This window comes from Pantoea sp. y20, from assembly GCF_054903455.1.
This window is the reverse complement of record NZ_JBUBNJ010000002.1, coordinates 647,258-672,157: the sequence shown is the minus strand read 5'-3', so window position 1 is coordinate 672,157 and position 24,900 is coordinate 647,258. Positions and strand designations below refer to the sequence as shown.

Below are 24,900 nucleotides of genomic sequence, written 5' to 3'. Positions count from 1 at the left end.
CGATGATGTTTCGATTGCATCCGCTGTTTATTAGCCTTATTGCCGCTTACGGTGTGTTTAATCCAGCCTCGCCAGTTTGGGCGGCGACGCTTCAGCCTTTTACGCCGGAATTAAATGACAACCGCGCCGGCGTGTTTTGTATTTGCAATGGCTCGACTCAAACTTTAAGTGGCAATCAGCGGTTTGCGCCCGGTCAGGACGGCGGTGGCACCATATTCATCGGAGAATTGCTCAGCAGCGGCAGAATTATTTCGTATTCCTGGCAAGATTCAGGTCGCGTCGATCTGGGCGCGCAGAATTATGTGATTAACGTGCCAGATGCCAATGGCAGCGGCAGTAATAGCGTTCAGGTATATAACTCCGCCGCGATTAGCGCCATTGAAACCAATACCTTGCCAAATTTTTATAACGTTAATAATGGGCAATATATCAACGCGCGCGTTGCGCAGGTCAGCAATGGCACTATCAATGTTGATATCGGGCAGAATGGCGCTGCGACCACCGCCAGCACCAACGGCTGGTCGATGGCGGCGAAACAGAGCGAATTGTTTACTGCCAGCGGCAGCGGCACCATGAACTGGAATTCCGCTAATCGCATCTCATTTTTCGGTTCCTACACGCCTTATACCTATCAACTGGGGCAATGGTTCGACAATGTGGTCTCCTGGCGCGGCGCGTTTAGCGTCACCACGCTGGACAATGCCACCACTTCATTCAACGTTTCCAACGTCAGCAGCTTGCAGAGTTACAACACTTGGCTGATTGAGCAATTGCAAAACGGCAATCTGGCCGCCGATAGCTACAGCAGCGAGTTTAATAAAGCGCTCTCCTTGCGCAGCGATGTCATCGCCTATGTGATCGATGCCGATGAATACTACGACGAAGTGACGCAGCCGATTGGCGAACGCATTGTGTTAAGCGCTGATGGCCCCAATGCCAGGGCAACCATTGGTAGCAGCGGCATACTGGAAGTGGTAAATGCCAGCAGCGCGGCGATGCGCGCCAGCAACGGCGCGACGGCGGTGATTGACGGCAAACTGGCCAGCGTTGGCAGCAACGCACTGGAACTGTTGAACGGTAGCACCGGCATTAACAACGGCGTCATAAACAGCGGCTTTTTCAATAATGCCGATGGCAACGGCGTCGATGCCTCGACCGTTGGTGCGGGTGGCACCGGCGTGTATGCCAACGGTGGCAGCCGCTTCACCAATAATGGCGTGATCAATACCGCGATTAACAGCACCGGCATCCGTCTCGAGGATGCCAGCGGTGCGAATAACGACACCATCAATGTTAAAGGCAAGGGCGCGACGGGCGTTGCCGTTTCGGGCAGCCAGGCCAATTTTGCCCAGAACGGCAAAATCAATTTGTACGGCGAAAATGCGGTTGGTGTTGATGTGCGCGATGACGCCAGATTAACCATCAGCGATGCCAGTTCACTGCAATTTTCCGCGCCGAATCAAACCGGTTATCAAGCCACCAACTATGCGCACATCGATAGCAACGGCGGCAGTTATGATGTCTCCACGCCAGGTTCGGCGCTGTATCGCCTGAGTGATGGCGTGATCTTTAATCCGGTGGTGGCTGCCGACGTGACGTTGAGCGGTGCCAACACACGCGGCATTGTCGCTTCAGGTGCCGGTTCACGACTTTACGGCACCACCTTGTACGGCACCGACAGCTATTACGTTAACGGCGAAGGGGCGATTGCGGTTCAGAGCTCGGAGGGTGCAGACGTGACCATCACCAACCCGATTGAGCTGAACGGCAACAATACCATTGCGGGCACCGGGCAAGGTGGATTCTTCGCCAACGTGGCGCCGATCACCGGCAACGGAACCAATGCCACTGCCTTTGATATCAGCGATGGTGTGATCTATCAGTCCACGCCGCGTGGCACCATCAATCTTACCGGGCCAAACAGCATCGGTGTGCGTATTCGCGGCGGCGGAAATATCTTTGATGGATCCAGCACCAACATAGCCTTGGGTATCGCGCTGGATACCGCCGAAGGCAATACCGTTTATTGGACCGATCACAGCGGATTGAGTGCGGGCGGCATTGCTGCGGTGCGCGTTGGCAATAATGGCGGGCTAACGATTAATGGTGATACTGCCGGGCCGAATTTTTACTACAGCACCATCAATGCCAATGCGGGCGCAGACACCATCTTGCTGGATAAAGGCGCAGCATTGTTAACCGCCAGCAACATCGGACTGTACAATTCTGGCGGCGGCACTGTGCTCAACAACCGCGCGGAAACCAGCAATATTTCGTTGCAAGATGTCGGGATGAACACCGATGGCGGCACGTTAATTCGCTCCGCGACCTCATTCGATCCCAACGGTTATATGCTGGGTACCGTGAGTGGTGCAGGCGCGACAGGTTTTGTGTTTAGCAAAGAAGATGGTTCTACCACCAGCAACGATTTGATCATCCCACAAGGTTACAGCTTCTTTGTCTATGGCCCGGCAACCGGCGTGCGCGCCAACACCACCGGGCGGGTGATCGCCAACGGTAACATCATCGTTAACAGTTCCGATGGCGGCTCGGCGATTGTCACCAGCACCGCCAGCGAGGTGATCAACCGCGGCACCATCGTTTCGCTCAGCCTGGTTTCACCAATTATCGATCTGCGTGGCGGCAACTCCGTATTTATCAATGAAGGCAACGTCACCGCGCCTTACCCGGAAACGGTAGTGGTTGCTGGTGGCGCCACCAATGACCAGATCGCGCTGGTCGATGGCAACGTGGTGGGCGATGTGAACACCGGCAACGGCACCGACGTGGTCGAACTCACCGGCGGAACCATTGACGGCAGCGTGACGATGGGAACCGGTGTTAACAATGTGGCTTCGATCGCCAACGTCAGTCTGGCAAACACGCGTCACATCACTATCGCAGGCGGCAGCGGCAGCACGCTGAACTTTAGTGAGATTAACGCGCGCGGGGGCTCGTTCAGCAACGATGATCTGGCGCGCGGCGTTAACCTCGGCGCAGGCTGGAGCACCATCAACTTCTACAACACGCAATTTACCCTTACCGATAATCTCAAACTGGCACACAGCACCATCAACGTGGATAGCGGCTCAACGCTGTTTGTTGGCGATCAGGTCAATCCGGTTTTGTCGGGCGAGACTGACGATTCGTTGGTGGTGAATAACGCCGGTACGTTGAATCTCACCAACGGCAGCGGCGCGGCGGGCAACACGTTGACCATCAACGGTGATTTGGCGTCGGCGGGCGGCAAGCTGGCGTTGCGGACGCAGGGCGCGCAAAGCGACACTTTACGCGTTAACGGCAACGTGACCGGCACTACCTTTATCAATGATGCGCTGAGTGCTGCCACGCTGGCGGATAGCAATCGAGATGGCGTGATCTCCGCCAATGAAGGCGTTTCTCTGGTGCAGGTTGCTGGTAGCGCCAGCGCCAATAGCTTCGCGCTGCAACGGGGTTATGTCGCGGCAGGGCCGTGGCAATACGGGCTTTATAGCTTTGCCCCCGAGAATGGCAATACAACCTGGGATTATCGTCTGGCCAATAACTACGTTTGTAAAGATAGTTCCCTTTGTCAGCCGCAGACAGCAGGCAGCGGCGCGCTGCGCCCGGCGGTCATTCCACAGCTTCCTTCGTACATTTCGGCGCCGGTCGGATTGGCGTATTACACCCTGGCAACCATTGGTGATTTACATCAACGCCTGGGCGAATTGCGGCAGAATCCAGACGGATCAGCGGAAATGTTCATCCGTTATTCCGGCTCCAACCAGAAGTACAAAACTAACCTTGATACGGCGCATTACGGTTACGACTTTGACCTCGATTACAGCGCGGTGCAGTTTGGCGGCAACCTACTGCGGTTGGACGGCGAGCAAGATAGTCTACGCGGCGGCCTGGCTTACACGCGCGGCAATGCGCGCATCCGACCGAATGCAGCTGATGGTTACAGCTCAACAGATTTCGACAGCGACAGCCTGGCGATTTACGGCACCTGGCAGCGCGCAAGTGGCTTCTATCTGGATGGCGCGCTTTCACTCGATTGGCATCGTGGCGACACCGATATCGCCCGACAAAAAGAGGTGGCGAAGTTGAAAGGCAAAGGCTGGACCGCATCGCTGGAGAGTGGTTATCCGTTTCAGTTGGCGAACGGCATTCGTCTTGAGCCGCAAGCGCAACTGCTGCATCTGCATTTGAAGTTGGATGACTTCACCGACGACGATCAAACCCAAGTCTCTTACGACGATTATGACCAAACCATTGGCCGCGTCGGCGCACGTCTGGCACGGACCTGGAACGATAGCGGCAGCGGGCAATATACGCCGTATCTGCGCACTAACTACTATCGCGGTTGGGGCGGCACGGCGAAAGTGGATGTTGGTGCCAGTAACAGCGAGGTTAGCGATAACTTCAACAGCGGCAAGTTCGGCCAGATGTGGGATGCCGGCATCGGCGGCAATGCGGCTTTCACCAACAATGTCTCGCTGTATGCCGAAGCCAATTACCGCAAAGAGATCGACGGCAACGGCGTGCAAGGCTGGAATTACAACGCGGGCGTACGCTGGGTGTTTTGATAAAACGGTTACCCTCACAAGCCCGCCGGTTTAGTTGACGGCGGGCTTTTTTACCTGTTACGAACGCAGTAAAATTGACAACCTACCAATGGTAAGTTACTACTAGTAGCTTACTCATAACGGAGGTTGTCGCTATGCATGCTCTGATCGTTACTGCTCATCCGGACCAACATTCACACACGCACCACATCGTCTCGCAGGTGGCACAAGGAATTGCTGCTGGTGGCCACAGCTATGAAATTGCCGATCTGGCGGCGGAGCAGTTCGATCCGCGCTTCAATCAGGCCGATTTCGATCAGTTCAAAAGTGGTGCGCCATCGCCGACAGATGTGTTGGCGGAACAGCAACGCCTGGATCGCGCCGATGCATTGATTCTGGTTTATCCCATCTATTGGTGGTCGTTTCCGGCGCAGCTGAAAGGCTGGATCGATCGCGTTTTCACCCAAGGTTGGGCGTACGATGATGATGGCCAAACTGTGGTGAAAAAGCTCGGCCATTTGCAGGTGCATTTGCTGGCGCTGGGCGCGGCGAGCCAGCGCACCTATGTGCGTCGGGGCTATTTCAGCAGCATGCGCACGCAGATCGATGAGGGGATTTTTGGCTATTGCGGCGCGCCGGTGGTGACCAGCGAATTGCTGCTGCCAACCGATGAACATTATCCCGACGCGCATTACACGCTGGCAAACCAACTCGGACAGCGACTTTTTGACGTGAAGGAAATGGCATGAATCAACCCACTCGCCAGCGCATGTCACATCAGGCACGTCGTCAGCAACTAATTGGCGTGGCGTGGAATCTGGTGCGCGAGCAGGGCAGCGATGCGCTGACGTTAGGACGCGTGGGGGAAGAAGCGGGCGTCAGTAAACCGGTGGTCTACGATCATTTTGGTACGCGCCACGGTCTGCTCGCGGCGCTGTATGAAGATTTTGATCTGCGCCAGAACGCGATTATCGAGGCGGCGATGCATGCTGCCGGTGCCAGCCTTGCCGAGCGGGCTAATGTGGTGGCGTCGAGTTACGTCGATTGCGTGTTAACGCAGGGACGTGAAATTCCCGATGTGCTGTCGGCGCTCGATAGCACGCCGGAACTGGCGGAAGTGAAACGTAAATATCAGCTCGATTTCATTGAAAAATTCCGCAGCTGGTTTGCGGAGGCAACGTTGCCGCAAGCCAGCATGTGGGGAATGTTAGGCGCCGCCGATGCGATTTCCCATGCGGTGGTGTGCGGTGACATCAGCCAGCAGCAAGGATTAGCCGAACTTCAGGCGCTGATTCTGGCGCTGGTGGAACGTCACCAGTAACCTTTTATCCAGCCAACAGGAACAACAGATGTCATTACGCGAGATTGATAGCGATTGCTGGCAACAACTGGAAACCGGCGCAAGCGATCCCGATGCCGGTTTTCACTTCTTAACGCTCGCGTCGGTTGATCAACAGGGCAAGCCGCAGGCAAGGACGCTGGTGCTGCGCGCGGTTGACCGCGTCGAACGCACGCTGGAGTTGCACACCGATATGCGCAGCCCGAAATGGCAGGCGCTGGCGGTTAATTCAGACGTTACGGTTCTGGGATACAGCGCAAAAACGCAGCTGCGGTTGCAGGGAAAGGTCGAGCTGCACGCCGCGCACAGCTCAGTAGCTGAAGCGGCGTGGCAACGATTATCACGCCGTACGCAGCAAACCTATGCTGGCGCTGCGCCGGGAAGTGACATTGACCACCAATCCAATGATGTCGCTAACGCCGAGGATAATTTTGGCGTGTTGCTAATCCGAATTACCCAACTGGATTGGTGCCTGCTGGCGCGGGAAGATAATCAAAGAGCGTTGCTGAATTACACCGACGACGGCGCGCTAGTCAGCAGCAAATGGGTGCATCCGTAGCGCGCCAAAGCTCACCACCAGTTTCTCGCCCAGCGGCGGCATCAGTAAGGTTGGTAAAGTGTAAGCCAGCAGCGCCAAACCGGTTGCCATGCTGCTGTAGCCAAGGCCGCTTTGATAATAGACCGGCAAATAAATCATCAGCGGCCAGAAGCTGAAGTTCATGCCAATCGAGCCCATTAATGCCCCGGAAAAGGCGCGGATACGGAACACGGAGAAATCAAACATCGGATGTGGATGGTGCTTCTCAATCCATACAAACAGCAGCGCGCTCAGTAGTGTAACCAGCAAAATCAGTTTTGCCGCGACGCTGTTCCAGCCGAGGCAGCTGACCTGCGTAATGAGATAAGTGGAGCCGACCACGCTGAGCGATAAGGTAATCAGGCCGCTGAGATCGAGCTTTTGGGCTTCAGCATCGCGCGATTCCACCACATTTTTCAGCGCGAGGATCAGCGTCAGCAACGCGATAAATCCATGTACCAGAAACACCCATTGCCAGCTAAACCAGGCGACCAGTATGCCGCCGATGATCGGCCCGAATCCCAGCCCAAAGCCAAAGGTAATGCCCCACGCGGCGAACGCACGGCTACGCGCTTTGCCCTGCGGAAACTGGAACGACAGAATAGCAATCAGGCAGGTTAACATCGCGCCACCGCTTAATCCTTGCAGCAAACGTCCGACAATCAGCCACAGCGCATTGCCCGCCAGTCCGCACATCACCGATGTCACGCCGAAGGCGATAATGCTGATGATGAAGATGCGCTTGCGTCCATAAGTGTCGGCCAGCGTGCCGGTTGCCATTAACACCGCGGTGCAGGCCAGCGTATAGGCGTTCATGATCCACTGCAATTCGCGGAAGCTGGCGTGCATCTCCCTTTCCAGCACCGGCAAAATCACCGGTACGCTGGATATCTCCAGTCCCGACATCAATGCGGCCAGACAAACCGCCATCAGCGCCAACATGTTCTTCATACTCAATCCCTGCGATACGTTAAGAGCGTGCCAGCATGAAAGATTGGCGTGCGAGTGGAAATCTGCCTGCATGCCATATATCGTCAAGATCGTGCCAATTTCTCCGGTGACCTTTAATGCAAATGATTGCTCCGCTTCATGGCCATTCGCCTGCACCGTTCAACCGCCGACTGGTTTTGCTGGCGTATGAATGTCTGTGTACCTTTGAGTTCGGCATCGCCGTTGAGGCTTTCGGGCGTGCCGACGAAGTGTTCGGCCAGCCTTTATACGATTTGAGCGTGGCGTCGGTGGAAGAGGGCGTATTCGGCGCGCAAGGTGGCGTGCGGCTGGTGGTCGACGGCGGACTTGAGCTGCTGGAAGAGGCGGGCACTATCGTGATTCCCGGCTGGCGCAGCGTACATGAACCGGCATCGGATCAACTTATCGCCGCGTTACAAAAAGCCCATCGCAACGGCACGCGTATTGTTTCGATCTGTGCAGGCAGTTTCGTGTTGGGCGCTGCCGGATTGCTAAATGGTAAGCGCGCGACCGCACACTGGAACAGCACCGAGATTCTGGCGCAACGCTTCCCGCAGGTGCAGGTTGAGCACGGTATGATTTATGTTGATGAGGGCAGCATCATTACGTCAGCGGGTGGCGCAGCGGGCGTGGATTTGTGCCTGCATCTGATCCGCCGTGATTATGGTATTGAAGTGGCAAACCGCACCGCGCGCCGCATGGTGACGCCGCCGCTGCGCGAAGGCAATCAGGCGCAGTTGGTTCAGCAGCCGGTGCCGCAGCGTGCGGCAAAAAATCTTTCGCCGTTACTTGATGATTTGCGTAATCACCTCAATACGCCGCTGGTGATTGACCAACTCGCCAGGCAAGCTGGCATGAGCCGCCGCACCTTTTTACGCCGTTTCCATGACGCTACCGGCACCACGCCGGGAGAATGGATGTTAAGCGTGCGGCTGGAAAAAGCTTGCGCACTGCTGGAGAGCGGCAAGCTGAGCATTGATCAGGTTGCTGAACAGGCGGGATTTGGATCGCCAGAAACCTTACGTCATCACTTCAGACAGCGGCTCAACACTACGCCGACTCATTGGCGCAAGTCATTTAGTGAAAGAGGGATAACACAGTAGTTTCCGTGGGTCGCCATTAATGGCGACCGTTTTACATTTAATTCCCGCGATAAGTCGAATAACCAAACGGGCTCAACAGCAGCGGAATATGGTAGTGCTCGCCGGTGGTTTCCATATTGAACTCGACCGGAATTTCCGGGAAGAAGGTTTTCTGGTTGTTCATTTTGTAATAGTCACCGGTTTTAAACACCACGCGATAGCTGCCTGCGCTGGCGGTTTTATCTTCCGGGAATAGCGCGCTAATCCTGCCGTTGCTGTCGGTTTTGCCGCTGGCTAATTTCACCCAGTTATTGTTCTGTTTCTGATCGAGTTCAACCTCAATACCCGCTGTCGGCGAGCCTGTTTGCAGGTTCAAAACATGTACGCTGAGCGGATTTTTTGGTGCTGCCGGTTGTGCTGCTCCCGCTGACAGGCTGGTCGCAATCAGGATGGCGCTGGCTGAGGTAAAGAGAGTTTTCATTAAAATATCCTTTTTAAGCAGGTGAATGTGCTGCAATCCTGGATGCTTCGACAACAAAATCATAATAGATAAGACTAAATGTGAAATTTCTGAGATCTGACGAGCAATCTACCAAGTGCTGACATCTTAGCGGGCATTGATGCAAACCTGGTTGCCATGAAGGGCGAGCATACGTAATGCAGGTCATTGTTGTTGTCACTCCCTCAGTGCAAATGGCGGTTAATTTAATTACCAGCGAGCGACAACTACGCTAATCCACCTCCGATTATTCTGAGTCATCTGTCAGAATTCTTCTCTAAAAGTTGTACCAGTTTAAGTAACATGTACATATATAATTTTGAGTCAGGCATTTATTATTAGCTTGCAAATGTAATTTTGTGGTTAATAAGCGAAGGGTAAAGCCTGGATAAGCGAAGCGGTAAATAAATTGAAGTTGATCAAGAAATAATCGATTATACGGATTTTTAGCTGGAAATAACCCTCCTGACATGGATAAATCTGTATTTAAGCGAAGCGTAAATACAGTATCAGGAGAGTGTTGTGCAGAAGTAAAACGATGTTAGATGTTTATTCTTTTGGGAAGAATGTTATTTGCGTCGGCTGATTTTCCCTCCTTTTCTTCCTGCTTCAATGGCGCGCTCCGGGTCGTTTTTGAAGTTACCGCTGCTAGCCTGACCGCCTTTGCGCCCGGCTTCAGCCGCGCGTTCCTTGTTCTCTGCGAAGTTGCCTGCACCACCACGACGTTGCGGCTTTTTTTCTTCCTCATCGGGTAGCTTCTTAGCGTCCGTCATTGGTTCTCCTCTTTTTTAAATACCAACATGATGCAAAATAAATGTAGTGCCATTTTTTCCAGTTTCAAGCCTGGGTTTCTCGTAAGTCTTAATTCTAAGAGGCTTGCTTATGTTACTTCCAGTTAAATTTTCACTTCTCTCTAAATGTAACTACCATTAGTTAGTTGCTTAAGATTTTTAACATTAAAAAGAAAGCTTCTCTAGCCAGATAATAAGCGAAGCGGTAAGCGCATTTACTTATAACCTCAATCGCAATTCTTGCGCACATTACTTGCAGCTTGACGCTTGCTTGCTACGTTTAATTAATCTTCTTGTTTAGCCTAAATTAACGCTTCGCTTATTTTGCTCAATTAGCCTAAATGAGCTGATGTCATACCCATCAGGCAGCTAACTGTCGATGTTCTTCTCACTACCGGAGCAAATTGATGACCAAGGAATTTGTATATCTGGATTGGTTGCGCGATGCGCATGCGATGGAAAAACATGCAGAGCCTTTGCTGCAGGCAGCTACGCTGCGGCTGGAGGAGTTCCCGCTGTTGCAGGCACGTATGAAGCAATATGCACAACAAACCGCTGAACAGCAGCAGTGGGTGAAAGACGTTTTGAAACGCTACGACAGTAACTGGTCAGCGCTGAAAGACGCGTTAGGACGATTGTCGATCGTTGGGCAAGCTGCGAGCGATATGTTGCGCAATGAAGAGGGCGTGCGCATTGCGGTGAGTAGCTACGTGTTCTGTAACTATAAAGTGGCAACCTACACCGCATTACTGGCCGCAGCGCAGCAGGCGGCGGACAGCAAAGGCATTAAGACTTTCCAGCTGATCCTGCAACATGAAATCCAGATGGCAGATTGGCTTCTTCATCAGTTGCCGGACGTGGCGAATGAGGCCATTTTGCATAGCGCGGTAGCCACAGTCTGACGGATAACTATAAGCGGTCGGCAGCCTTGCTCTGCTGACCGCTCAATTTGGCTTGCAGGTTAAACGCTACAGATAAACTAACTGTTTTCCCTTAGTCAAATTGCTGCAAATAATAAAATCAGGATCATTCTTTGCTATTTGTTAGCCTGGCGAGAACCTTTATTCTAAATTAAGCAAAAAAACCAGGCTTAGAATTTTATGTTATTCCCTATCAGTAAATGGAACTGATCAATGAAATCGATTTCAGCAAAATAACACTCCGCGTCTGATATTTGAAATGTGACCCTATTAATCATCGTCTCTAATGTTAATGAAATTGCTGACGATAACAGCAGAGATGCTGCCGATTAACGCCCGTAGCCTCTTCTGTTTTTTAAAATAACATTATTGTCTTCACTACTTTTCAATCAAAATCATTGAGGTTTCTAAATGGACGTAGTTCAAAGATTTTCACGTAATGTAAAGTTGCGAACCAAACTTACAATATCCTCTATGCTCAATATCGCGATGCTACTTTTAGTGGCGTTACTCGGATTAAATTCGCTGTTCTTAGCTGAAACCGGCGTTAACGGCATGATGAAAGACGATTATCCCACTATTGCATTGGGCAACCGATTAATTGATGAGATCAACGTAACGGTGCAGCAGCAGGCGCTGCTGCTGAGCCCGATTGATGCGCAACGCCGGACAACGATTCAGAGCAATCTTCAGGATGCCTCAAAGAAAATTACCGAAACCTATAAGCAGTTAAATAAGCTGGCTACCGATGATGAATCAATCGCATTTCTCAAGCGCGTGGAAGTGAGGCGAGCAGAGTTCCTTAAAGAGCGAAATGTATTCTTCGATTTAGTGAATAGTGATGTGACAAAAGCAGTGAATTTCTATTTTTCTACGCTTGCCTTAGCGCAAAGAAATTATATCGATGAAGTTGAGGGGTTCATTACCCTGCAAGAGCAGCAAATGGATGGCTCCTATAATAATTTTATGGCGTCATACGGCAAAACTAAAATTTCCATGCTGATTATTTTTGTAGTGGCTATTTTACTTTCAGCATTTATTGGCTGGATTATTATTCGCTCGATTACAGTGCCATTGAAAAAAGTGATCACCTTTCTTGGTCGAGTGGCGGATGGCGATCTCAGTTCTGATTTTCATGAACAGCGAAAGGATGAAATGGGGCAGTTAATTAACGCCATCCAGCAGATGCAGGAAAAGATGTCGGATATTGTCAGCCATATTCGCATTAGCGCAGAACAGATTTCCGGCGGCGCCAGCGAAATCATGTCGGGCACCAACGATCTCGCGGCGCGTACGGAAGAGCAGGCCAGCTCGGTAGAGCAAACGGCGGCCTCGGTGGAGGAGTTCAGTGCCACCATTAGCAACACGCGTAATAATACCCACGTTGCCGCCGATCTCTCCGCTAAGGCGGAAACCACGGTAGGACGTAATGCCAGCATGATGGACAACGTCGCCAGCAAAATGGCCGAAATCAATGATTCTGCCAGCCGCATGGCGGAGATCATCAACCTGATCGATTCCATTGCTTTCCAGACCAATATTCTGGCGCTCAATGCTGCGGTAGAAGCCGCACGCGCGGGTGAACATGGTCGCGGTTTTGCCGTGGTGGCGCAGGAAGTCCGCGCGCTGGCGCAGAAAACCGCCACCTCATCGCATGAGATCCGTAATTTGATTGAGGAGTCGTCCACGCGTATTGCCGATGGGCGCGATATGGTGACGGATGCCAATAAATTGATGAACGGCATGATGTCGAACGTGGCTGAGATGAAAGAGTTGCTGGTGCAGATCAATCAGGCCAGCAGCGAGCAGGCCGACGGCATCAGCCAAATCAACATCGCGATTAGCCAGATTGATATCACCACGCAGCAGAATGCGTCGCTGGTGGAACAATCGCTGGCAGCGTCGGCGATGCTGAGCGAGCAGGCGGCGAATATGGTGAATAGCGTGAGCGTGTTTACGCTGCGTCAAACCGCTTAATGCGAGTGTGATCCAGAACGGCATATGCGTTCTGGATCTTTTTTTAAATTGCCGGATATTCGCCGGTACCTTCTGGCCACGGCGTCAACAAATCAAAGCCGGTTTCGGTCACGGCGATGGTGTGTTCCCACTGCGCTGACAGCGAGCGGTCTTTGGTGACCACCGTCCAGCCATCGGACAGTACGCTGGTGCCGGCTTTACCCGCGTTGATCATCGGTTCGATAGTGAAAATCATGCCCGCCTGTAACGCCAATCCCGTGCCTGGCGTGCCGTAATGCAGAATCTGCGGATCGCCGTGATACACCTCGCCAACGCCGTGACCGCAATATTCGCGCACCACCGAGAAACCGGCTTTTTCCGCTACCTGCTGAATGGCCGCCCCGATATCGCCTAAGGCCGCGCCCGGTTTTACCACTTTGATACCTGCCACCATCGATTCGTAGGTGATATCCACCAAACGTTTGGCGCGCACCGACGGCTGGCCAACGTAATACATGCGGCTGGTGTCGCCGTACCAGCCATCTTTAATGATGCCGACGTCTATGTTGACGATGTCGCCATCCTTGAGCTTTTTCTCGCCCGGAATGCCGTGGCACACTACGTGATTCACTGACGTACAGGTCGTTTTGCTGTAACCGTGATAGCCAATATTTGCTGGCACCACTTTTAGCTCGTTTACCACGTAATCATGACAAATCGCGTCCAGTTCATCGGTGGTGACGCCCGGTTTAACGTACGGAGTGATGATCTCCAGCACTTTAGCGGCGGCGTGTCCAGCGGCACGCGCCAGTTCGATCTCTTCAGCGGTGTGCAGTTTGATGCTCATTACGCGATTCCCTGCGAGGTGAATAAAGGATGGTCGAGCAGTTGCGCTAAATCCGCGCCGCTGTCGCGTTCAACGCGCATCAGCAAGCGCGTCAATTCCTGATGATTGAGTGACGGATAAATTTCGGCCAGCATGCCGATCTTCATCCAGTGTTCCGCCTGCGCGTTGATGGAACGGCTCATCGCCGTGCTGGCGATGCGCAGATTCTCATGCATTAAGTCAGAGATTTTTACGATGCCCATGGTGCAACCTATATATGAATCGTATGTGATATGTATATAGGTTACCGTTTTAGGCTGGGATATGCAAAAAGGGGGTGAAGCCAATCCATGGCGGACAAAATCCTAAGGCGCCTTACTCAGACTTCGTTGGAGGACGACGACTTATTTTGCCTCCTTTCCTTCCCGCTTCAACGGCGCGTTCAGGATCGTTTCTGAAGTTGCCTCCACTGGCTTTGCCTCCCGCTCTGCCAGCTTCTTTCGCACGTTCTGGATCGTTGGCAAAATTCCCTGCGCCGCCTCTGTAGCTCTGTTTGTTCATAGGAAGACCTCTTATCAATGTTCCGTTAGATTTGAGGACTAGCTAGTCACGCTGCAATTTTAGTTCGCCGTTGCGTTAAAGCCAGGCCGTAAACGCCGATCATTGAAAATGATCATTAAGCGCGATGAAATTTGTCGAATTAATAGTGACCTTCGTCACATTTTACAATTCCTGACTATACTTCTGCCTTTTGGGTTTCAACCTTTGCGCTACAAGGCGCGTTCAATATGCAGGGAATAGGAATGGACACATCGCAGCAAAACAGTGACGACGATTCAGCGCTAAGTAATCTCACCGTTAAACAGCGCATCTTCTTTGTGGTACTCGTAGCGACAATGGGTGCGCTGGCTTTTGGTTATGACACCGGGATTATCTCGGGTGCCTTGCCGTTTATGACCTTGCCGCCTGATCAGGGCGGTCTTGACCTCACACCGTTCACTGAAGGTTTAGTCACTTCATCCCTGATCTTCGGTGCCGCGCTGGGTGCTTTCCTCAGTGGTTATTTCTCCGATCGCTTTGGCCGACGCATTACGCTGCGTTCTCTGGCGCTAATTTTTGTGCTGGGCGCGATTGGTACCGCCTTAGCGCCAAACCTGCACGTAATGGTGGCGATGCGTTTTCTGCTGGGGATTGCGGTGGGTGGCGGTTCCTCAACCGTACCGGTGTTTATTGCCGAAATTGCCGGGCCAAAACGGCGTGCGCCGCTGGTGAGCCGCAACGAGCTGATGATTGTTTCCGGTCAGCTGCTGGCTTATGTGGTCAGCGCGGTGATGAGTTTCACGCTTAACGATCCGCATCTGTGGCGTTATATGCTGGCGATGGCGATGATTCCTGGCGCGTTGCTGTTTATCGGCACCTTCTTTGTGCCAGCGTCGCCACACTGGATGGTGGCAGAAGGGCGCATCAAAGAAGCGAGCCGTATCCTGCACAAACTGCGTGAAACGCCACGCGAAGTGAAAAAGGAGATGACGGAGATGCGCCAGCACGCTAAAGCGGCGCGTCAGGGGCCGTCAGCGCGTGAACTGCTGCAAGAGAAATGGATTCTTAGCTTGTTATTGGTGGGCGCGGGGCTCGGCATTGTTATCCAGTTCACCGGCGTGAATGCCTTTATGTACTATACGCCCGTGATTCTGAAAACCACCGGTATGGGCACCAACGCCTCGATTGCGGCGACCATCGGTAACGGCATTGTTTCGGTGCTGGCGACCATGGTGGGCATCAAAGCAGTGGGACGTTTTGGACGTCGTACTATGCTGATGACCGGTTTGTCGGTAGTGATCGCCATGCAGCTGGTACTGGGCTGCGTGCTGCTGTTGATGCCACAGGACATGACGCAAAGCATCTTCGCGCTGGCGGCGATCCTGGTGTTCCTGTTCTTTATGCAGATGTGCATTTCGCCGGTTTACTGGCTGCTGATGTCGGAGCTGTTCCCGATGAAAGTGCGCGGCGTGCTGACCGGCGCTGCGGTTTCGTTCCAGTGGATCTGTAACGCGGCGGTGGCGTTTGCCTTCCCGCCGCTGCTCTCCGCCACCGGCAATGGCGCGTTCTTTATCTTTGCAGCCATCAACGTCGGCTCGCTGATCTTCGTAATCACTATGCTGCCGGAGACCAAAGGCAAATCGCTCGAGCAGATCGAAAATGAGATGCGCGAGCGGTTCAGCGAGCAGGAGCAGGATCAGCAAACCGCGTAGCGGCGCTTGAGAATTCCTGGTCACGGGAGGAAGATACGCATCTTTCACCGGGCCAGGATTTCCCATGCTAATCACCGCCGAGAACACGCGCACCTTCAATACCGACATTCGCCTGGCCTGCACGCTGGCCGCGGTTGCGGGCGCACTTAACACCGCAGCGTTTGAAACGGTCGGCTTCTTCTCGGCGAACATGACCGGCAATGTCTCCTCACTTTCCGACCATCTGGCCAAAGCTAATCTGCACGTCGGCCTGTTTTTTCTGCTCATCGTGTTGCTGTTTATCGCCGGATCTTCCGTCTCAACGCTAATAATCAACTCCGGCAGACGGCGCCAGATTCGCGGCATCTACGCCATCAACATCCTGATTGAAGGCATCGCTTTGCTGCTGCTCGGCGTGATTGAAAGCTGGTTTCGCTTTAGCGGCTCTGGCGTGCTGCTGGTGCTGAGCCTGAGTTTTTTGATGGGATTGCAAAACGCCGTTGTGACGCGCATCTCCAACGCCCGCGTGCGCACCACGCACGTTTCTGGCACCGCGACCGATATCGGCATTGAGCTGGCGATGCTGTTTGATGTGCTGCGCCGCAAAGAATCCCCCAAAGATGCGCCGCTCTACATTGAGCGGCTTAAGCTGCATTTTTACACCGTGCTGGCGTTTTTGGGCGGCGGTGTGTTGGGAATTTGGCTGCTGCAGTGGATGAGTTATCTGCTGCTGATGGTGATCGGTGCGCTGCTCAGCGTGCTGGCTTTAGCGGCACTGAAACGGATCTGATCGGTGAGCAGCTTCACAGTTTTCCGCATCGTTCGCTAAAACTGCTTGCCACTTTTTCCGCGCTGTTAGCATGATAGCGCCCGTTAAGGATTGTTACTGTTCGGCAGGCAAAACCTGAGACGCGCCCTTTTTCAGTTGAAGAGGGCGCGTCTCAGGTTTTTTTTTGCGCGAAATTCAGGGCATGAGTTTAGGGCATTGTTCAGGAGAAAGAGTGATGCAATATCAGGAACTGGCGGATGACATCGTTACCGGTGTTGGCGGCAAAGAGAACATCATCAGCGTGATGCACTGCGCCACGCGCTTACGCTTCAAACTAAAAAACAGTCAAAAAGCGCAGACCGCCGCGTTAAAGGACAATCCCGGCGTGATCATGGTGGTAGAGAGCGGCGGCCAATATCAGGTGGTGATTGGCAATCAGGTAGCGGAAGTGTATCGCGAACTCACCGCGCGCCATGCGCTGGATAATCAGAACGAGGCCGCAGATAACGCTGCACCGCAAGGCTTATTTGCCCGCTTTATCGATCTGGTTTCCGGCATCTTTACCCCCTTTATCGGCGTGATGATTGCCACCGGCATCATCAAAGGGTTGCTAGCGTTGGCGCTGGTGCTCGGCGTGATGAGTGCCGACAGCGGCAGCTACAAAGTGCTGTTTGTCGCCAGCGACGGTTTGTTCTACTTCCTGCCGATTTTGCTCGGCTACAGCGCCGGTAAAAAATTTGGCGGTAATCCGTTTGTCAGCATGGCGATTGCCGCTGCGCTGGTGCATCCAATGATTCTCGAAGTGCTGCAGCAGCAGCAGCAGGGCAATGCGCTGACCTTCATCGGCATCCCGCTCGAAGTGCTGAACTACAGCTCGTCGGTGATTCCGATTATTTTCGCGGCCTGGGTTTCCAGCCTGATTGAACGCTGGGTGCATCCGCGTTCGCCCAGCGCGGTGCGTAACTTCACTACGCCGTTGTGCTGCCTGCTGATCACCGTGCCGCTGACGTTTCTGGCGATTGGTCCGGCGGCGACCTGGCTGAGCCGCATGTTGGCCGAAGGTTATCTGTGGATTTACAGCCTGAGCCCCATGATCGCGGGTGCGGTGATGGGCGCGATTTGGCAAGTGTGCGTGATTTTCGGTCTGCACTGGGGTTTAGTGCCGATCATGCTGAACAACCTCGCCAACTTTGGTCACGACACGCTACTGCCCTTGCTGATGCCTGCGGTGCTGGGCCAGGCGGGCGCCACGCTTGGTATTTTCCTGCGCACCCGCGAAGCGAAACTGAAAGCGATGGCGGGATCAGCCTTTACCGCTAGCATCTTCGGCATCACCGAGCCGGCGGTATATGGCGTGACGCTACCGCGTCGTCGTCCGTTTATCTTCGGCTGCATCGGTGGCGCCTTGGGCGCGGCGATCCTTGGCTTCTGGCACACCACCATTTACTCCTTTGGTTTCCCGAGTGTCTTCACCTTTATTCAGGTGGTGCCAAACAGCGGCATTGATGCCAGCGTGCTGGCGGCATTTGCCGGTGCGGCGGTGGCGCTGATCTTCGCTTGCGTCAGCACTTATCTGTTCGGTCTGACCGAGCTCGCAACCGAAGCGGTTGCGCCGCCGGCAGCGGTTGCTCCGCCCACCAGCCTGACGCGCCGCGAAAGCGTGGTCAGTCCGATGTCGGGCGATGTCATTCCGCTCGATCAGGTTAAAGATGAAACTTTTGCCAGCGGATTGCTCGGTAAAGGCGCGGCGATTATCCCGCAGCGGGGCCGTGTGGTATCGCCGATCGATGGCGTGGTGTCGTCAATGTTTCGCACCGGCCATGCGATTGGCCTGACATCGGCGCAGGGTGCAGAAGTGTTGATCCACGTTGGCCTCGATACCGTGAAGCTCGATGGACACTATTTCTCTCCGAAAGTAGTGAACGATCAGCCGGTCAAGGTGGGCGATTTGCTGCTGGAGTTCGATCTCGATGCGATTAAAGCCGCAGGCTTTGACCTCACTACGCCAGTGCTGGTGAGTAATAGCGATGACTTTGTGGATGTGTTAACCCTGAGCCGCACGGCCGTGAGCGAAGGCGCTCCGTTGTTGGCCGTGCTGAAATAATAGAGGAGTAAACAGATGACTAAACGTTTCCCGGACGGATTTTTATGGGGCGGCGCCGTTGCCGCAAACCAGGTTGAAGGCGCGTATCAGGAAGGCGGCAAAGGTTTATCAACCTCCGACCTGCAACCCAAGGGCATATTTGGTGCACGCGTCGAGCGCAGCGATGACGATTTTGGCATCAAGGATACCGCCATCGATTTCTATAACCGCTTCCCGGAGGACATCAAACTGTTCGCCGAAATGGGCTTTACCGTGCTGCGTACCTCAATTGCCTGGACGCGCATCTTCCCGCAGGGCGATGAAGCGGAACCCAATGAAGCGGGATTAGCCTATTACGATCGCCTGTTCGATGAGATGGCGAAATACAACATCACGCCGCTGGTGACGCTGTCACATTACGAAATGCCGTACGGCTTGATCAAAAAGTACGGCGGCTGGGGCAATCGCATCACCATTGATTGCTTCGAACGCTATGCGCGCGCGGTGTTCACCCGCTTCCAGCACAAGGTGAAGCTGTGGCTGACCTTTAATGAGATCAACATGTCGCTGCACGCGCCGTTCACCGGCGTAGGTCTGGCGGAAGAGAGCGATCAGCAGGCAATCTATCAGGCGATTCATCATCAGCTGGTGGCGAGCGGGCGCGCGGTGAAAGCCTGCCATGAAATCGTTAAGGACGGCAAAATCGGTAACATGCTGCTGGGCGCGCTGCTCTATCCGCTGAGCTGCCGTCCGGCGGACGTGCTGGAAACCTTGCAACAGAACCGCGAATGGCTGTTCTTTGGCGATGTACAGGTGCGCGGCGCGTATCCGGCCTATATGAAGCGCTTCTTCGCCGATCGTAACATCAGCATTGAGATCACCGATGCCGATAAGCATGACCTGCAAAACACCGTCGATTACATCTCCTTCAGCTACTACATGACCGGCTGCGTTACCACTAACGAAGAGGAGAACCAGAAAGCGCGCGGCAACATTCTCTCGATGGTGCCGAACCCACATCTGCCGAGTTCCGATTGGGGTTGGCAGATCGACCCTGAAGGGTTGCGCATTCTGCTTAACATCCTCTATGACCGCTATCAGAAGCCATTGTTCATCGTAGAAAACGGGCTTGGTGCCAAAGATGTGGTGGAAGCGGACGGGCAAATTAACGACGATTACCGTATTCAGTATCTCAACGATCATCTGGTGCAGGTGCGTGAAGCGATTGAAGATGGCGTCGAGGTATTGGGTTATACCTGCTGGGGGCCGATTGATTTGGTCAGCGCGTCAAAAGCCGAGTTCTCCAAGCGTTACGGCTTTATCTACGTTGATCGCGATGACGCGGGTAACGGCACGCTGGCGCGTTCACGTAAGAAGAGTTTCTTCTGGTATCAGGACGTGATTCGTAGCCATGGTGCAGCGTTGAAATAAGTGAGTTGAATGAAGGGTGCGCAATCATGCGCACCTGGTTTACGCCTCGTCCGCATCATCCTGCAACGCCAGCGTCTCTTTGCGTACCCGCTCAATATGAATGGTGAGAAACATGCGTTCCTCGCTGGAGAGCTGATACAGGTATTTCTGCTGAATATTCTGGTCAATCTTTACTGCACATTGATAGGCGAGCGGATATTTGTCGCGCACCACATCATGCAAAGATTCATCCTCGCTCCACACGCCGCGTTTGCCCAACATGCGTTGCGCAAAGAACTTCAGATGGTTGACGAAACGGTTGTAGCTCAGGCTCTCTGTGCGGTAATCCAGCTGCAGGCGATACTTCACGATATGCAGGATTTCCTGCATAAATTGCGTGATGTGCGAAACATCGGCGAAATCACTACCAAGCTGCGCATTCACCAGATGCAACGCGATAAATCCGGCCTCATCTTCCGGCAACGCTACGCCCAGCCGCTGGTTAATCAGTTCCAACGCTTCGATACCCAATGAAAACTCTTTCGGATAGAGCGTTTTGATCTCCCACTTCAACACGTTACGAATCGGGATGCCTTGCTGATGGCGCTCAATCGCAAAATGGCAGTGATCGCACAGTGCGATGGAGAGGCTTTCATGCAGCGGCTGGCCCAGCTGCTGACGTGCGTTGGCAATGATCAGTTCGCTGGTGGTGATCACCTCGAGCGGGATATCCGACAGCAGTTCGCTGAGCCGGCCCGTTAAGGTGTCGCTTTGTAGCGCAAACACTTTTTCGATCTGCTGTGCATCCAGTTCGTCGCCAACGCGCTTCTGAAACGCCAAACCGCGTCCCATCACCACCTGTTCTTTGCCGTTGTCGCCCAGCACCACCGCGACATTATTGTTGAGGATTTTCGCGATTTTCATTTTTTATCTGCCCTGAAAATAAAAAACCTGACCCACCGGGAGGACGGCGTGTCAGGTTTTGCCTGCGCTGAACGCAGTAACAATCTCGCCAGATCATAATCGGCTCTGCTTTCCCGACAAGCAGAGCGACAGTTAAATGTGAAACGCATCATATTTCCAGCGCAATTAATCAGATGCGTTGATGGCGCAATTTAATGAATGTAAGGATAACGTAAGGAAATGATCAGATTTCTATAAAGTTTGCGTTAAGGCTGCCGATAGTACCGTAACGTTAAATTAACAGGAGTTGCGTACATGACTGGGATTTCAACATTAGGCGTCGGTTCAGGACTGGGTTTAAGCACCATTCTCGACAAACTGACCGCGGCAGAAAAACAATCGCTGGCACCGATTTCCAAACAACAATCCGCTGCGACCGCGAAGTTGTCCGCCTACGGCACCCTTAAAACCGCGATTCAGACCTTCCAGACGGCAAACAATAAATTAAACGATGCCGCGCTTTATACTTCGACGACCACAGCATCCAGTTCCAGTGCGTTTAGCGCCGATTCCAACGGCAATGCGCTGGCGGGAAAATATACCATCAGCGTGCAGAAGCTGGCGCAATCCCAGACGCTAACCAGCGAGACGAAAACCGATATCAAAGCGGCGATAGGTAGCGATGCCGCGTCCAGAACCCTGAAATTTGTTAACGCGGAAGGTAAAGAGAAAAGCATTACGCTAACCAAAGATCAGACTTCGCTTTCGGCGATTCGTGACACCATCAACAAATCCGACGTTGGCGTTACTGCAAGCCTGATCAAGGTCTCCGCCACGGAATACCGTTTGTCGCTGACATCATCGGCATCCGGCACCGCCAATGCGGTGAAATCGCTGAGCGTGACCGGCGATGATACCTTGCAGGATTTTATCGGCTTTGATGCATCAGATGCGGCCAGCAGCGGGATGGCGCAAAGCGTCGAGGCGCAGAATGCCAAGCTGACCGTAAACAATGTGGCGATTGAGAGCAGCAGCAACGTTATCACCGACGCGGTGGAAGGCATCACGCTGAAGCTTAACGATGAAACCAGCGGCAACCAAACGCTGACGGTGAGCAGCGATACCAACAAGGCGAAAACCGCCATTACCGATTGGGTGAATGCCTATAACTCGCTGCAGGATACGATGGCGAGTTTGACTAAATACACGCCAGTGGATGCGGGTAAAGATCCGGACGGGAAGAATGGAGCGCTACTCGGTGATGGCACACTGCGTAATATTCAGGTGCAACTGAAAAGTATTCTGGCCAACAGCTCGGGTTCAGGTGTTTATAAAACGCTATCTCAGGCGGGCATTACTACCGATCCCACTAACGGCCAACTTAAGCTGGATGCCACCAAACTGACCACCAGCTTGCAAGTGAAACCAGAAGCGATTCGGGACATGTTTGTCGGTGATGGCAAAAAAACCGGTGTTTCGACGGTGCTGAACACCACATTCACCGCATTTCTCAGCAGTAAAGGTGTGTTGCAGGGCGCGACGGATTCCATCAGTAAAAAACTGAATACGCTAACCGATCAGTACAATACCGCCAGCAAACGTATTGATGACACGATTGCGCGGTATAAAAAGCAGTTCACCAATCTGGATAAGATGGTCAGCGTGCTGAATAACACCAGCAACTATCTCACCGAGCAGTTTAGCAATAGTACAAAGACCAATAAGTAAGCGTAACGCGGTCGCCATAAATGGCGTAATGTCGATCAGTTAACCGCCGTATCAAATCACCGCACCTTCCGTAGCGGCGCGATTTATCGCGCAATGAATTGCGCCGCTAAAATGTGTGCTCTCGGTAATGAGGGATTTTCATGTCTTAACTGGCGAGCGTTACACCATTTATGGCGATCGCTATTTCTGAAACTAGCCTTACTTTTTCTTATTCAGCATGGCCTTCAAATCGGCAAAAGGATTATAGGTGGCTTCACCAACATCCTTCTGCGCATCTTCACCTGCCACAACACGTGTGCCGTACTGATCCGCTTCGGTGTATTTCGAGTGCTCGTGATCGTGACAATAGAGGCACAACAACTCCCAGTTACTGCCATCTTCTGGGTTATTGGTATGGTCGTGATCGATATGGTGAACGGTTAATTCGCGCAGGTTGGAATAAACAAATTCACGCGAGCAGCGGCCGCATACCCACGGATAGATTTTCAATGCTTTCTCACGATAGCCGCTTTCCAGCCGCGAGTAGTTTTTAGGGATCAGAGCCATTGCAGACGTTACCTGTTAGAAAGAGATAAAGCGACATGTTATCTGCACATCCCGCAGCTGCCAATGATGTTTATCATTCCTGAGCATCCGTTCTAAAAAACCGCCTACACTAGTTTGTAACTACGCGGAAATAAAAGACCGCCCGACCCCGTTCGATGGAAATTCACTCATAAAATGATGCCCGTTAATGATTCTCCGTCGGTAAGCCGGATGCAACGTATCGCTTTGACGATGATGGTGGCATTGCTGGCCACCATCCCTCTATGGACTAACAAAATTTATTATCGGGATGATCTTTACCGGATATTAGATGGGGATAGATCAACATGGCTAAGTAACGGGAGGCCGGGCACCTGGTTATTACAATCCCTGATCTCTTTTGGTGATACGGTCAGCGATATTTCTCCGCTTAATTTACTGCTCGGATTGCTGGCGCTAAGTATTGCTGCGGTATTTTTCACGGAAAGATTGAGAATTCCGCTGGCGGGTTTCTGGTCATTTCTCCCGCCGCTATTTGTCATTCTTAATCCCTTTCTGACGCAGGGAATGCTCTATACCTATGACAGTCTCACCATACTTCTGTCATTTGCAGGCGCCATGCTGGCAAGCATGGTTAATCGCGCAAAGCCTTTTCAGGAGATCGTTTACACGGCGCTGATATTATTGCTGATTCAGACACTCTATCAGCCAGGGCTCAATGTCTATATTGCCTGTGTAGCCTTGCTGGTCGTCTCTCGACTGGTAAATGATCAATCCAGCTGGAAGTGGCTGTGCGGGAAAATAGTGGCGCTGGGCATTGCCATCCTAACTTATAAACTCGCGATGAATTATTTATTGCCGGTGAAGATCGACTGGTACAGCATGAAACACAGCAAGCTGTTATCACTGAATTCCGATTCTCTGCAAGTCCTTATCAACACTATTAAGGCGTTCAGTGACCTTTTTCTCAGCGCCTATCCGCGCGGCATGATGGTATTTATAGGGCTGCCTATGCTGATAATGTTTTCAGGCCTTGTTTTGATGGTTCGAAACTTAAAACAGCAGCAGAAGTTGACGCTAAGTGCGGTCTTAATGCTGTTCAGTGCGGGATTGATCGTCATCATCGCCATCCCCGGGCTTTCATTGGCCTTAGCCACGCCGTTATTTGCACCGCGTATGCTGGGCGCATGCAGCATTACTTTCCTGTTCTGTTTCTATGTAGCCGTTTATTCATTACCTGCAATAAGAAGCTGGCTGGCGGGATTGAGTGCGATATTGCTGTTTTATCATCTGGTGGTGATGCTGGTCACTTTTAACACTGTAGTTAACGATCAACGTTATCAAATGGAGGTGATGAATCAGATCAAAATCACGCTTTCTGCTCCCGCTGCCCAATCGATTGATTCACTCGCCTTTATTGGGCAGTTGAATGATGCTCCAGAAGTACAAACCAATATTCGTAACTTCCCCATCATCGATCATATCCGCATGAAAATGTTGGGTGAGTCTGAACCGTGGATATGGCTGGCGCTGATTAAACATGTAGGTTTGAGATTGAAAGCGGTGAAAGCAACGGATGAAATGAGAGTAATTAAACCGCGTCAGGTTCTGGCGCAGGGACCCGATTATGACGCCTTTCAGGATGGGCAAACGATGGTGATTGATTTTAGAAAATCGGGTGGGCAGATTAATAAACTTTAATTCAACGGCTCAGTCCGGTTGCGGGTGGGTAATAATCCCGGACT

The 24,900-nt window shown here is 52.6% G+C and carries 20 protein-coding genes and 1 pseudogene; 13 read left to right on the top strand and 8 right to left on the bottom strand.

Features of this window, described 5'->3' with window-relative positions:
* The first annotated feature begins 2 nt into the window (after window positions 1–2).
* The 4 genes from ACYAC5_RS22900 (at window position 3) to ACYAC5_RS22885 (ending at window position 6,445) form a co-directional block, all read left to right on the top strand.
* Window positions 3–4,568, top strand: coding sequence for an autotransporter outer membrane beta-barrel domain-containing protein (locus ACYAC5_RS22900; protein ID WP_462063154.1), 4,566 nt, complete (start codon window positions 3–5; stop codon window positions 4,566–4,568).
* Between the two features lie 134 nt (window positions 4,569–4,702).
* Window positions 4,703–5,296, top strand: coding sequence for an NAD(P)H-dependent oxidoreductase (locus ACYAC5_RS22895; RefSeq protein ID WP_217547949.1), 594 nt, complete (start codon window positions 4,703–4,705; stop codon window positions 5,294–5,296).
* Entirely contained in the window at window positions 5,293–5,868 is a 576-nt protein-coding gene (locus ACYAC5_RS22890) for a TetR/AcrR family transcriptional regulator (RefSeq protein ID WP_192414474.1), read from the top strand. The genes ACYAC5_RS22895 and ACYAC5_RS22890 overlap by 4 nt, the downstream gene beginning before the upstream one ends.
* 28 nt (window positions 5,869–5,896) lie before the next feature.
* Window positions 5,897–6,445: a pyridoxamine 5'-phosphate oxidase family protein gene (locus ACYAC5_RS22885; RefSeq protein ID WP_312463691.1), complete on the top strand. Its 549-nt coding sequence runs from the start codon at window positions 5,897–5,899 to the stop codon at window positions 6,443–6,445.
* Here the strand turns inward: ACYAC5_RS22885 and ACYAC5_RS22880 are convergent.
* Window positions 6,431–7,414: pseudogene (locus ACYAC5_RS22880) on the bottom strand (MFS transporter); the annotation flags it as partial. The gene ACYAC5_RS22885 and the pseudogene ACYAC5_RS22880 sit on opposite strands and share 15 nt — an antisense overlap.
* A 116-nt stretch (window positions 7,415–7,530) precedes the next feature.
* On the opposite strand from ACYAC5_RS22880, the gene ftrA reads away from it, so the two are divergent.
* Entirely contained in the window at window positions 7,531–8,535 is a 1,005-nt protein-coding gene (gene ftrA / locus ACYAC5_RS22875) for a transcriptional regulator FtrA (protein WP_192414470.1), read from the top strand.
* Window positions 8,536–8,572: 37 nt separating this feature from the next.
* On the opposite strand, the gene uraH is transcribed toward ftrA, so the two are convergent.
* Together uraH and ACYAC5_RS22865 are read right to left on the bottom strand one after the other, a co-directional pair.
* Window positions 8,573–8,995, bottom strand: coding sequence for a hydroxyisourate hydrolase (gene uraH, locus ACYAC5_RS22870; protein ID WP_192412768.1), 423 nt, complete (start codon window positions 8,993–8,995; stop codon window positions 8,573–8,575).
* Window positions 8,996–9,582: 587 nt separating this feature from the next.
* Window positions 9,583–9,786: a con-10 family general stress protein gene (locus tag ACYAC5_RS22865; RefSeq protein WP_064740224.1), complete on the bottom strand. Its 204-nt coding sequence runs from the start codon at window positions 9,784–9,786 to the stop codon at window positions 9,583–9,585.
* Between the two features lie 425 nt (window positions 9,787–10,211).
* Here ACYAC5_RS22865 and ACYAC5_RS22860 point away from each other — a divergent pair, with 425 nt between their 5' ends.
* Both ACYAC5_RS22860 and ACYAC5_RS22855 read left to right on the top strand, forming a co-directional pair.
* The gene (locus tag ACYAC5_RS22860; RefSeq protein ID WP_110867160.1) at window positions 10,212–10,706 is read left to right on the top strand and encodes a DUF892 family protein; all 495 of its coding nucleotides are present in this window, start codon (window positions 10,212–10,214) and stop codon (window positions 10,704–10,706) included.
* A 492-nt stretch (window positions 10,707–11,198) separates the two neighbouring features.
* On the top strand, window positions 11,199–12,701 hold the full coding sequence (locus ACYAC5_RS22855; protein ID WP_462063153.1) for a methyl-accepting chemotaxis protein: 1,503 nt from the start codon (window positions 11,199–11,201) through the stop codon (window positions 12,699–12,701).
* A 43-nt stretch (window positions 12,702–12,744) separates the two neighbouring features.
* On the opposite strand, the gene map is transcribed toward ACYAC5_RS22855, so the two are convergent.
* From map to ACYAC5_RS22840, 3 genes are all read right to left on the bottom strand, one after another.
* Window positions 12,745–13,527: a type I methionyl aminopeptidase gene (map, locus tag ACYAC5_RS22850; RefSeq protein WP_462063152.1), complete on the bottom strand. Its 783-nt coding sequence runs from the start codon at window positions 13,525–13,527 to the stop codon at window positions 12,745–12,747.
* Window positions 13,527–13,769, bottom strand: coding sequence for a ParD-like family protein (locus ACYAC5_RS22845; RefSeq protein WP_008106304.1), 243 nt, complete (start codon window positions 13,767–13,769; stop codon window positions 13,527–13,529). Before ACYAC5_RS22845 ends, map begins: the two co-directional genes overlap by 1 nt.
* A gap of 112 nt (window positions 13,770–13,881) precedes the next feature.
* Window positions 13,882–14,067 (bottom strand): con-10 family general stress protein, encoded by a 186-nt coding sequence (locus ACYAC5_RS22840; RefSeq protein WP_176972698.1) that lies wholly within the window; start codon window positions 14,065–14,067, stop codon window positions 13,882–13,884.
* Between the two features lie 242 nt (window positions 14,068–14,309).
* Between ACYAC5_RS22840 and ACYAC5_RS22835 the strand changes: the two genes are divergently transcribed.
* From ACYAC5_RS22835 to ACYAC5_RS22820, 4 genes are all read left to right on the top strand, one after another.
* Window positions 14,310–15,758 carry a sugar porter family MFS transporter gene (locus ACYAC5_RS22835; protein WP_462063150.1) on the top strand — a complete coding sequence of 483 codons (1,449 nt, stop codon included), beginning with the start codon at window positions 14,310–14,312 and terminating at the stop codon, window positions 15,756–15,758.
* Window positions 15,759–15,822: 64 nt separating this feature from the next.
* Window positions 15,823–16,527 (top strand): YoaK family protein, encoded by a 705-nt coding sequence (locus ACYAC5_RS22830; protein ID WP_110867163.1) that lies wholly within the window; start codon window positions 15,823–15,825, stop codon window positions 16,525–16,527.
* A gap of 214 nt (window positions 16,528–16,741) precedes the next feature.
* Window positions 16,742–18,610, top strand: a complete 1,869-nt coding sequence (gene bglF / locus ACYAC5_RS22825; protein ID WP_462063148.1) for a PTS beta-glucoside transporter subunit IIABC — start codon at window positions 16,742–16,744, stop codon at window positions 18,608–18,610.
* Between the two features lie 15 nt (window positions 18,611–18,625).
* On the top strand, window positions 18,626–20,020 hold the full coding sequence (locus ACYAC5_RS22820) for a glycoside hydrolase family 1 protein (RefSeq protein WP_277975259.1): 1,395 nt from the start codon (window positions 18,626–18,628) through the stop codon (window positions 20,018–20,020).
* Between the two features lie 39 nt (window positions 20,021–20,059).
* Here the strand turns inward: ACYAC5_RS22820 and licT are convergent, their stop codons facing one another.
* Entirely contained in the window at window positions 20,060–20,923 is an 864-nt protein-coding gene (licT, locus tag ACYAC5_RS22815; RefSeq protein ID WP_462063147.1) for a BglG family transcription antiterminator LicT, read from the bottom strand.
* A gap of 294 nt (window positions 20,924–21,217) precedes the next feature.
* Here licT and fliD point away from each other — a divergent pair, with 294 nt between their 5' ends.
* Window positions 21,218–22,630: a flagellar filament capping protein FliD gene (gene fliD / locus ACYAC5_RS22810; RefSeq protein WP_110867167.1), complete on the top strand. Its 1,413-nt coding sequence runs from the start codon at window positions 21,218–21,220 to the stop codon at window positions 22,628–22,630.
* A 198-nt stretch (window positions 22,631–22,828) separates the two neighbouring features.
* On the opposite strand, the gene yajD is transcribed toward fliD, so the two are convergent.
* The gene (gene yajD / locus ACYAC5_RS22805) at window positions 22,829–23,176 is read right to left on the bottom strand and encodes an HNH nuclease YajD (protein ID WP_101761311.1); all 348 of its coding nucleotides are present in this window, start codon (window positions 23,174–23,176) and stop codon (window positions 22,829–22,831) included.
* 210 nt (window positions 23,177–23,386) lie between these two features.
* Here yajD and ACYAC5_RS22800 point away from each other — a divergent pair, with 210 nt between their 5' ends.
* On the top strand, window positions 23,387–24,856 hold the full coding sequence (locus ACYAC5_RS22800) for a glucosyltransferase domain-containing protein (protein WP_280173032.1): 1,470 nt from the start codon (window positions 23,387–23,389) through the stop codon (window positions 24,854–24,856).
* Window positions 24,857–24,900 lie beyond the last annotated feature (44 nt).

Coding starts and splice junctions, on each gene's coding strand:
- ACYAC5_RS22800 (WP_280173032.1), top strand. CDS start 23,387: ATGCAACGTATCGCTTTGACGATGATGGTGGCATTGCTGGCCACCATC.
- ACYAC5_RS22900 (WP_462063154.1), top strand. CDS start 3: ATGATGTTTCGATTGCATCCGCTGTTTATTAGCCTTATTGCCGCTTAC.
- ACYAC5_RS22840 (WP_176972698.1), bottom strand. CDS start 14,067: ATGAACAAACAGAGCTACAGAGGCGGCGCAGGGAATTTTGCCAACGAT.
- ACYAC5_RS22865 (WP_064740224.1), bottom strand. CDS start 9,786: ATGACGGACGCTAAGAAGCTACCCGATGAGGAAGAAAAAAAGCCGCAA.
- yajD (WP_101761311.1), bottom strand. CDS start 23,176: ATGGCTCTGATCCCTAAAAACTACTCGCGGCTGGAAAGCGGCTATCGT.
- ACYAC5_RS22885 (WP_312463691.1), top strand. CDS start 5,897: ATGTCATTACGCGAGATTGATAGCGATTGCTGGCAACAACTGGAAACC.
- ftrA (WP_192414470.1), top strand. CDS start 7,531: ATGCAAATGATTGCTCCGCTTCATGGCCATTCGCCTGCACCGTTCAAC.
- ACYAC5_RS22860 (WP_110867160.1), top strand. CDS start 10,212: ATGACCAAGGAATTTGTATATCTGGATTGGTTGCGCGATGCGCATGCG.
- map (WP_462063152.1), bottom strand. CDS start 13,527: ATGAGCATCAAACTGCACACCGCTGAAGAGATCGAACTGGCGCGTGCC.
- licT (WP_462063147.1), bottom strand. CDS start 20,923: ATGAAAATCGCGAAAATCCTCAACAATAATGTCGCGGTGGTGCTGGGC.
- ACYAC5_RS22845 (WP_008106304.1), bottom strand. CDS start 13,769: ATGGGCATCGTAAAAATCTCTGACTTAATGCATGAGAATCTGCGCATC.
- ACYAC5_RS22895 (WP_217547949.1), top strand. CDS start 4,703: ATGCATGCTCTGATCGTTACTGCTCATCCGGACCAACATTCACACACG.
- ACYAC5_RS22855 (WP_462063153.1), top strand. CDS start 11,199: ATGCTCAATATCGCGATGCTACTTTTAGTGGCGTTACTCGGATTAAAT.
- ACYAC5_RS22890 (WP_192414474.1), top strand. CDS start 5,293: ATGAATCAACCCACTCGCCAGCGCATGTCACATCAGGCACGTCGTCAG.
- bglF (WP_462063148.1), top strand. CDS start 16,742: ATGCAATATCAGGAACTGGCGGATGACATCGTTACCGGTGTTGGCGGC.
- ACYAC5_RS22820 (WP_277975259.1), top strand. CDS start 18,626: ATGACTAAACGTTTCCCGGACGGATTTTTATGGGGCGGCGCCGTTGCC.
- ACYAC5_RS22835 (WP_462063150.1), top strand. CDS start 14,310: ATGGACACATCGCAGCAAAACAGTGACGACGATTCAGCGCTAAGTAAT.
- fliD (WP_110867167.1), top strand. CDS start 21,218: ATGACTGGGATTTCAACATTAGGCGTCGGTTCAGGACTGGGTTTAAGC.
- ACYAC5_RS22830 (WP_110867163.1), top strand. CDS start 15,823: ATGCTAATCACCGCCGAGAACACGCGCACCTTCAATACCGACATTCGC.
- uraH (WP_192412768.1), bottom strand. CDS start 8,995: ATGAAAACTCTCTTTACCTCAGCCAGCGCCATCCTGATTGCGACCAGC.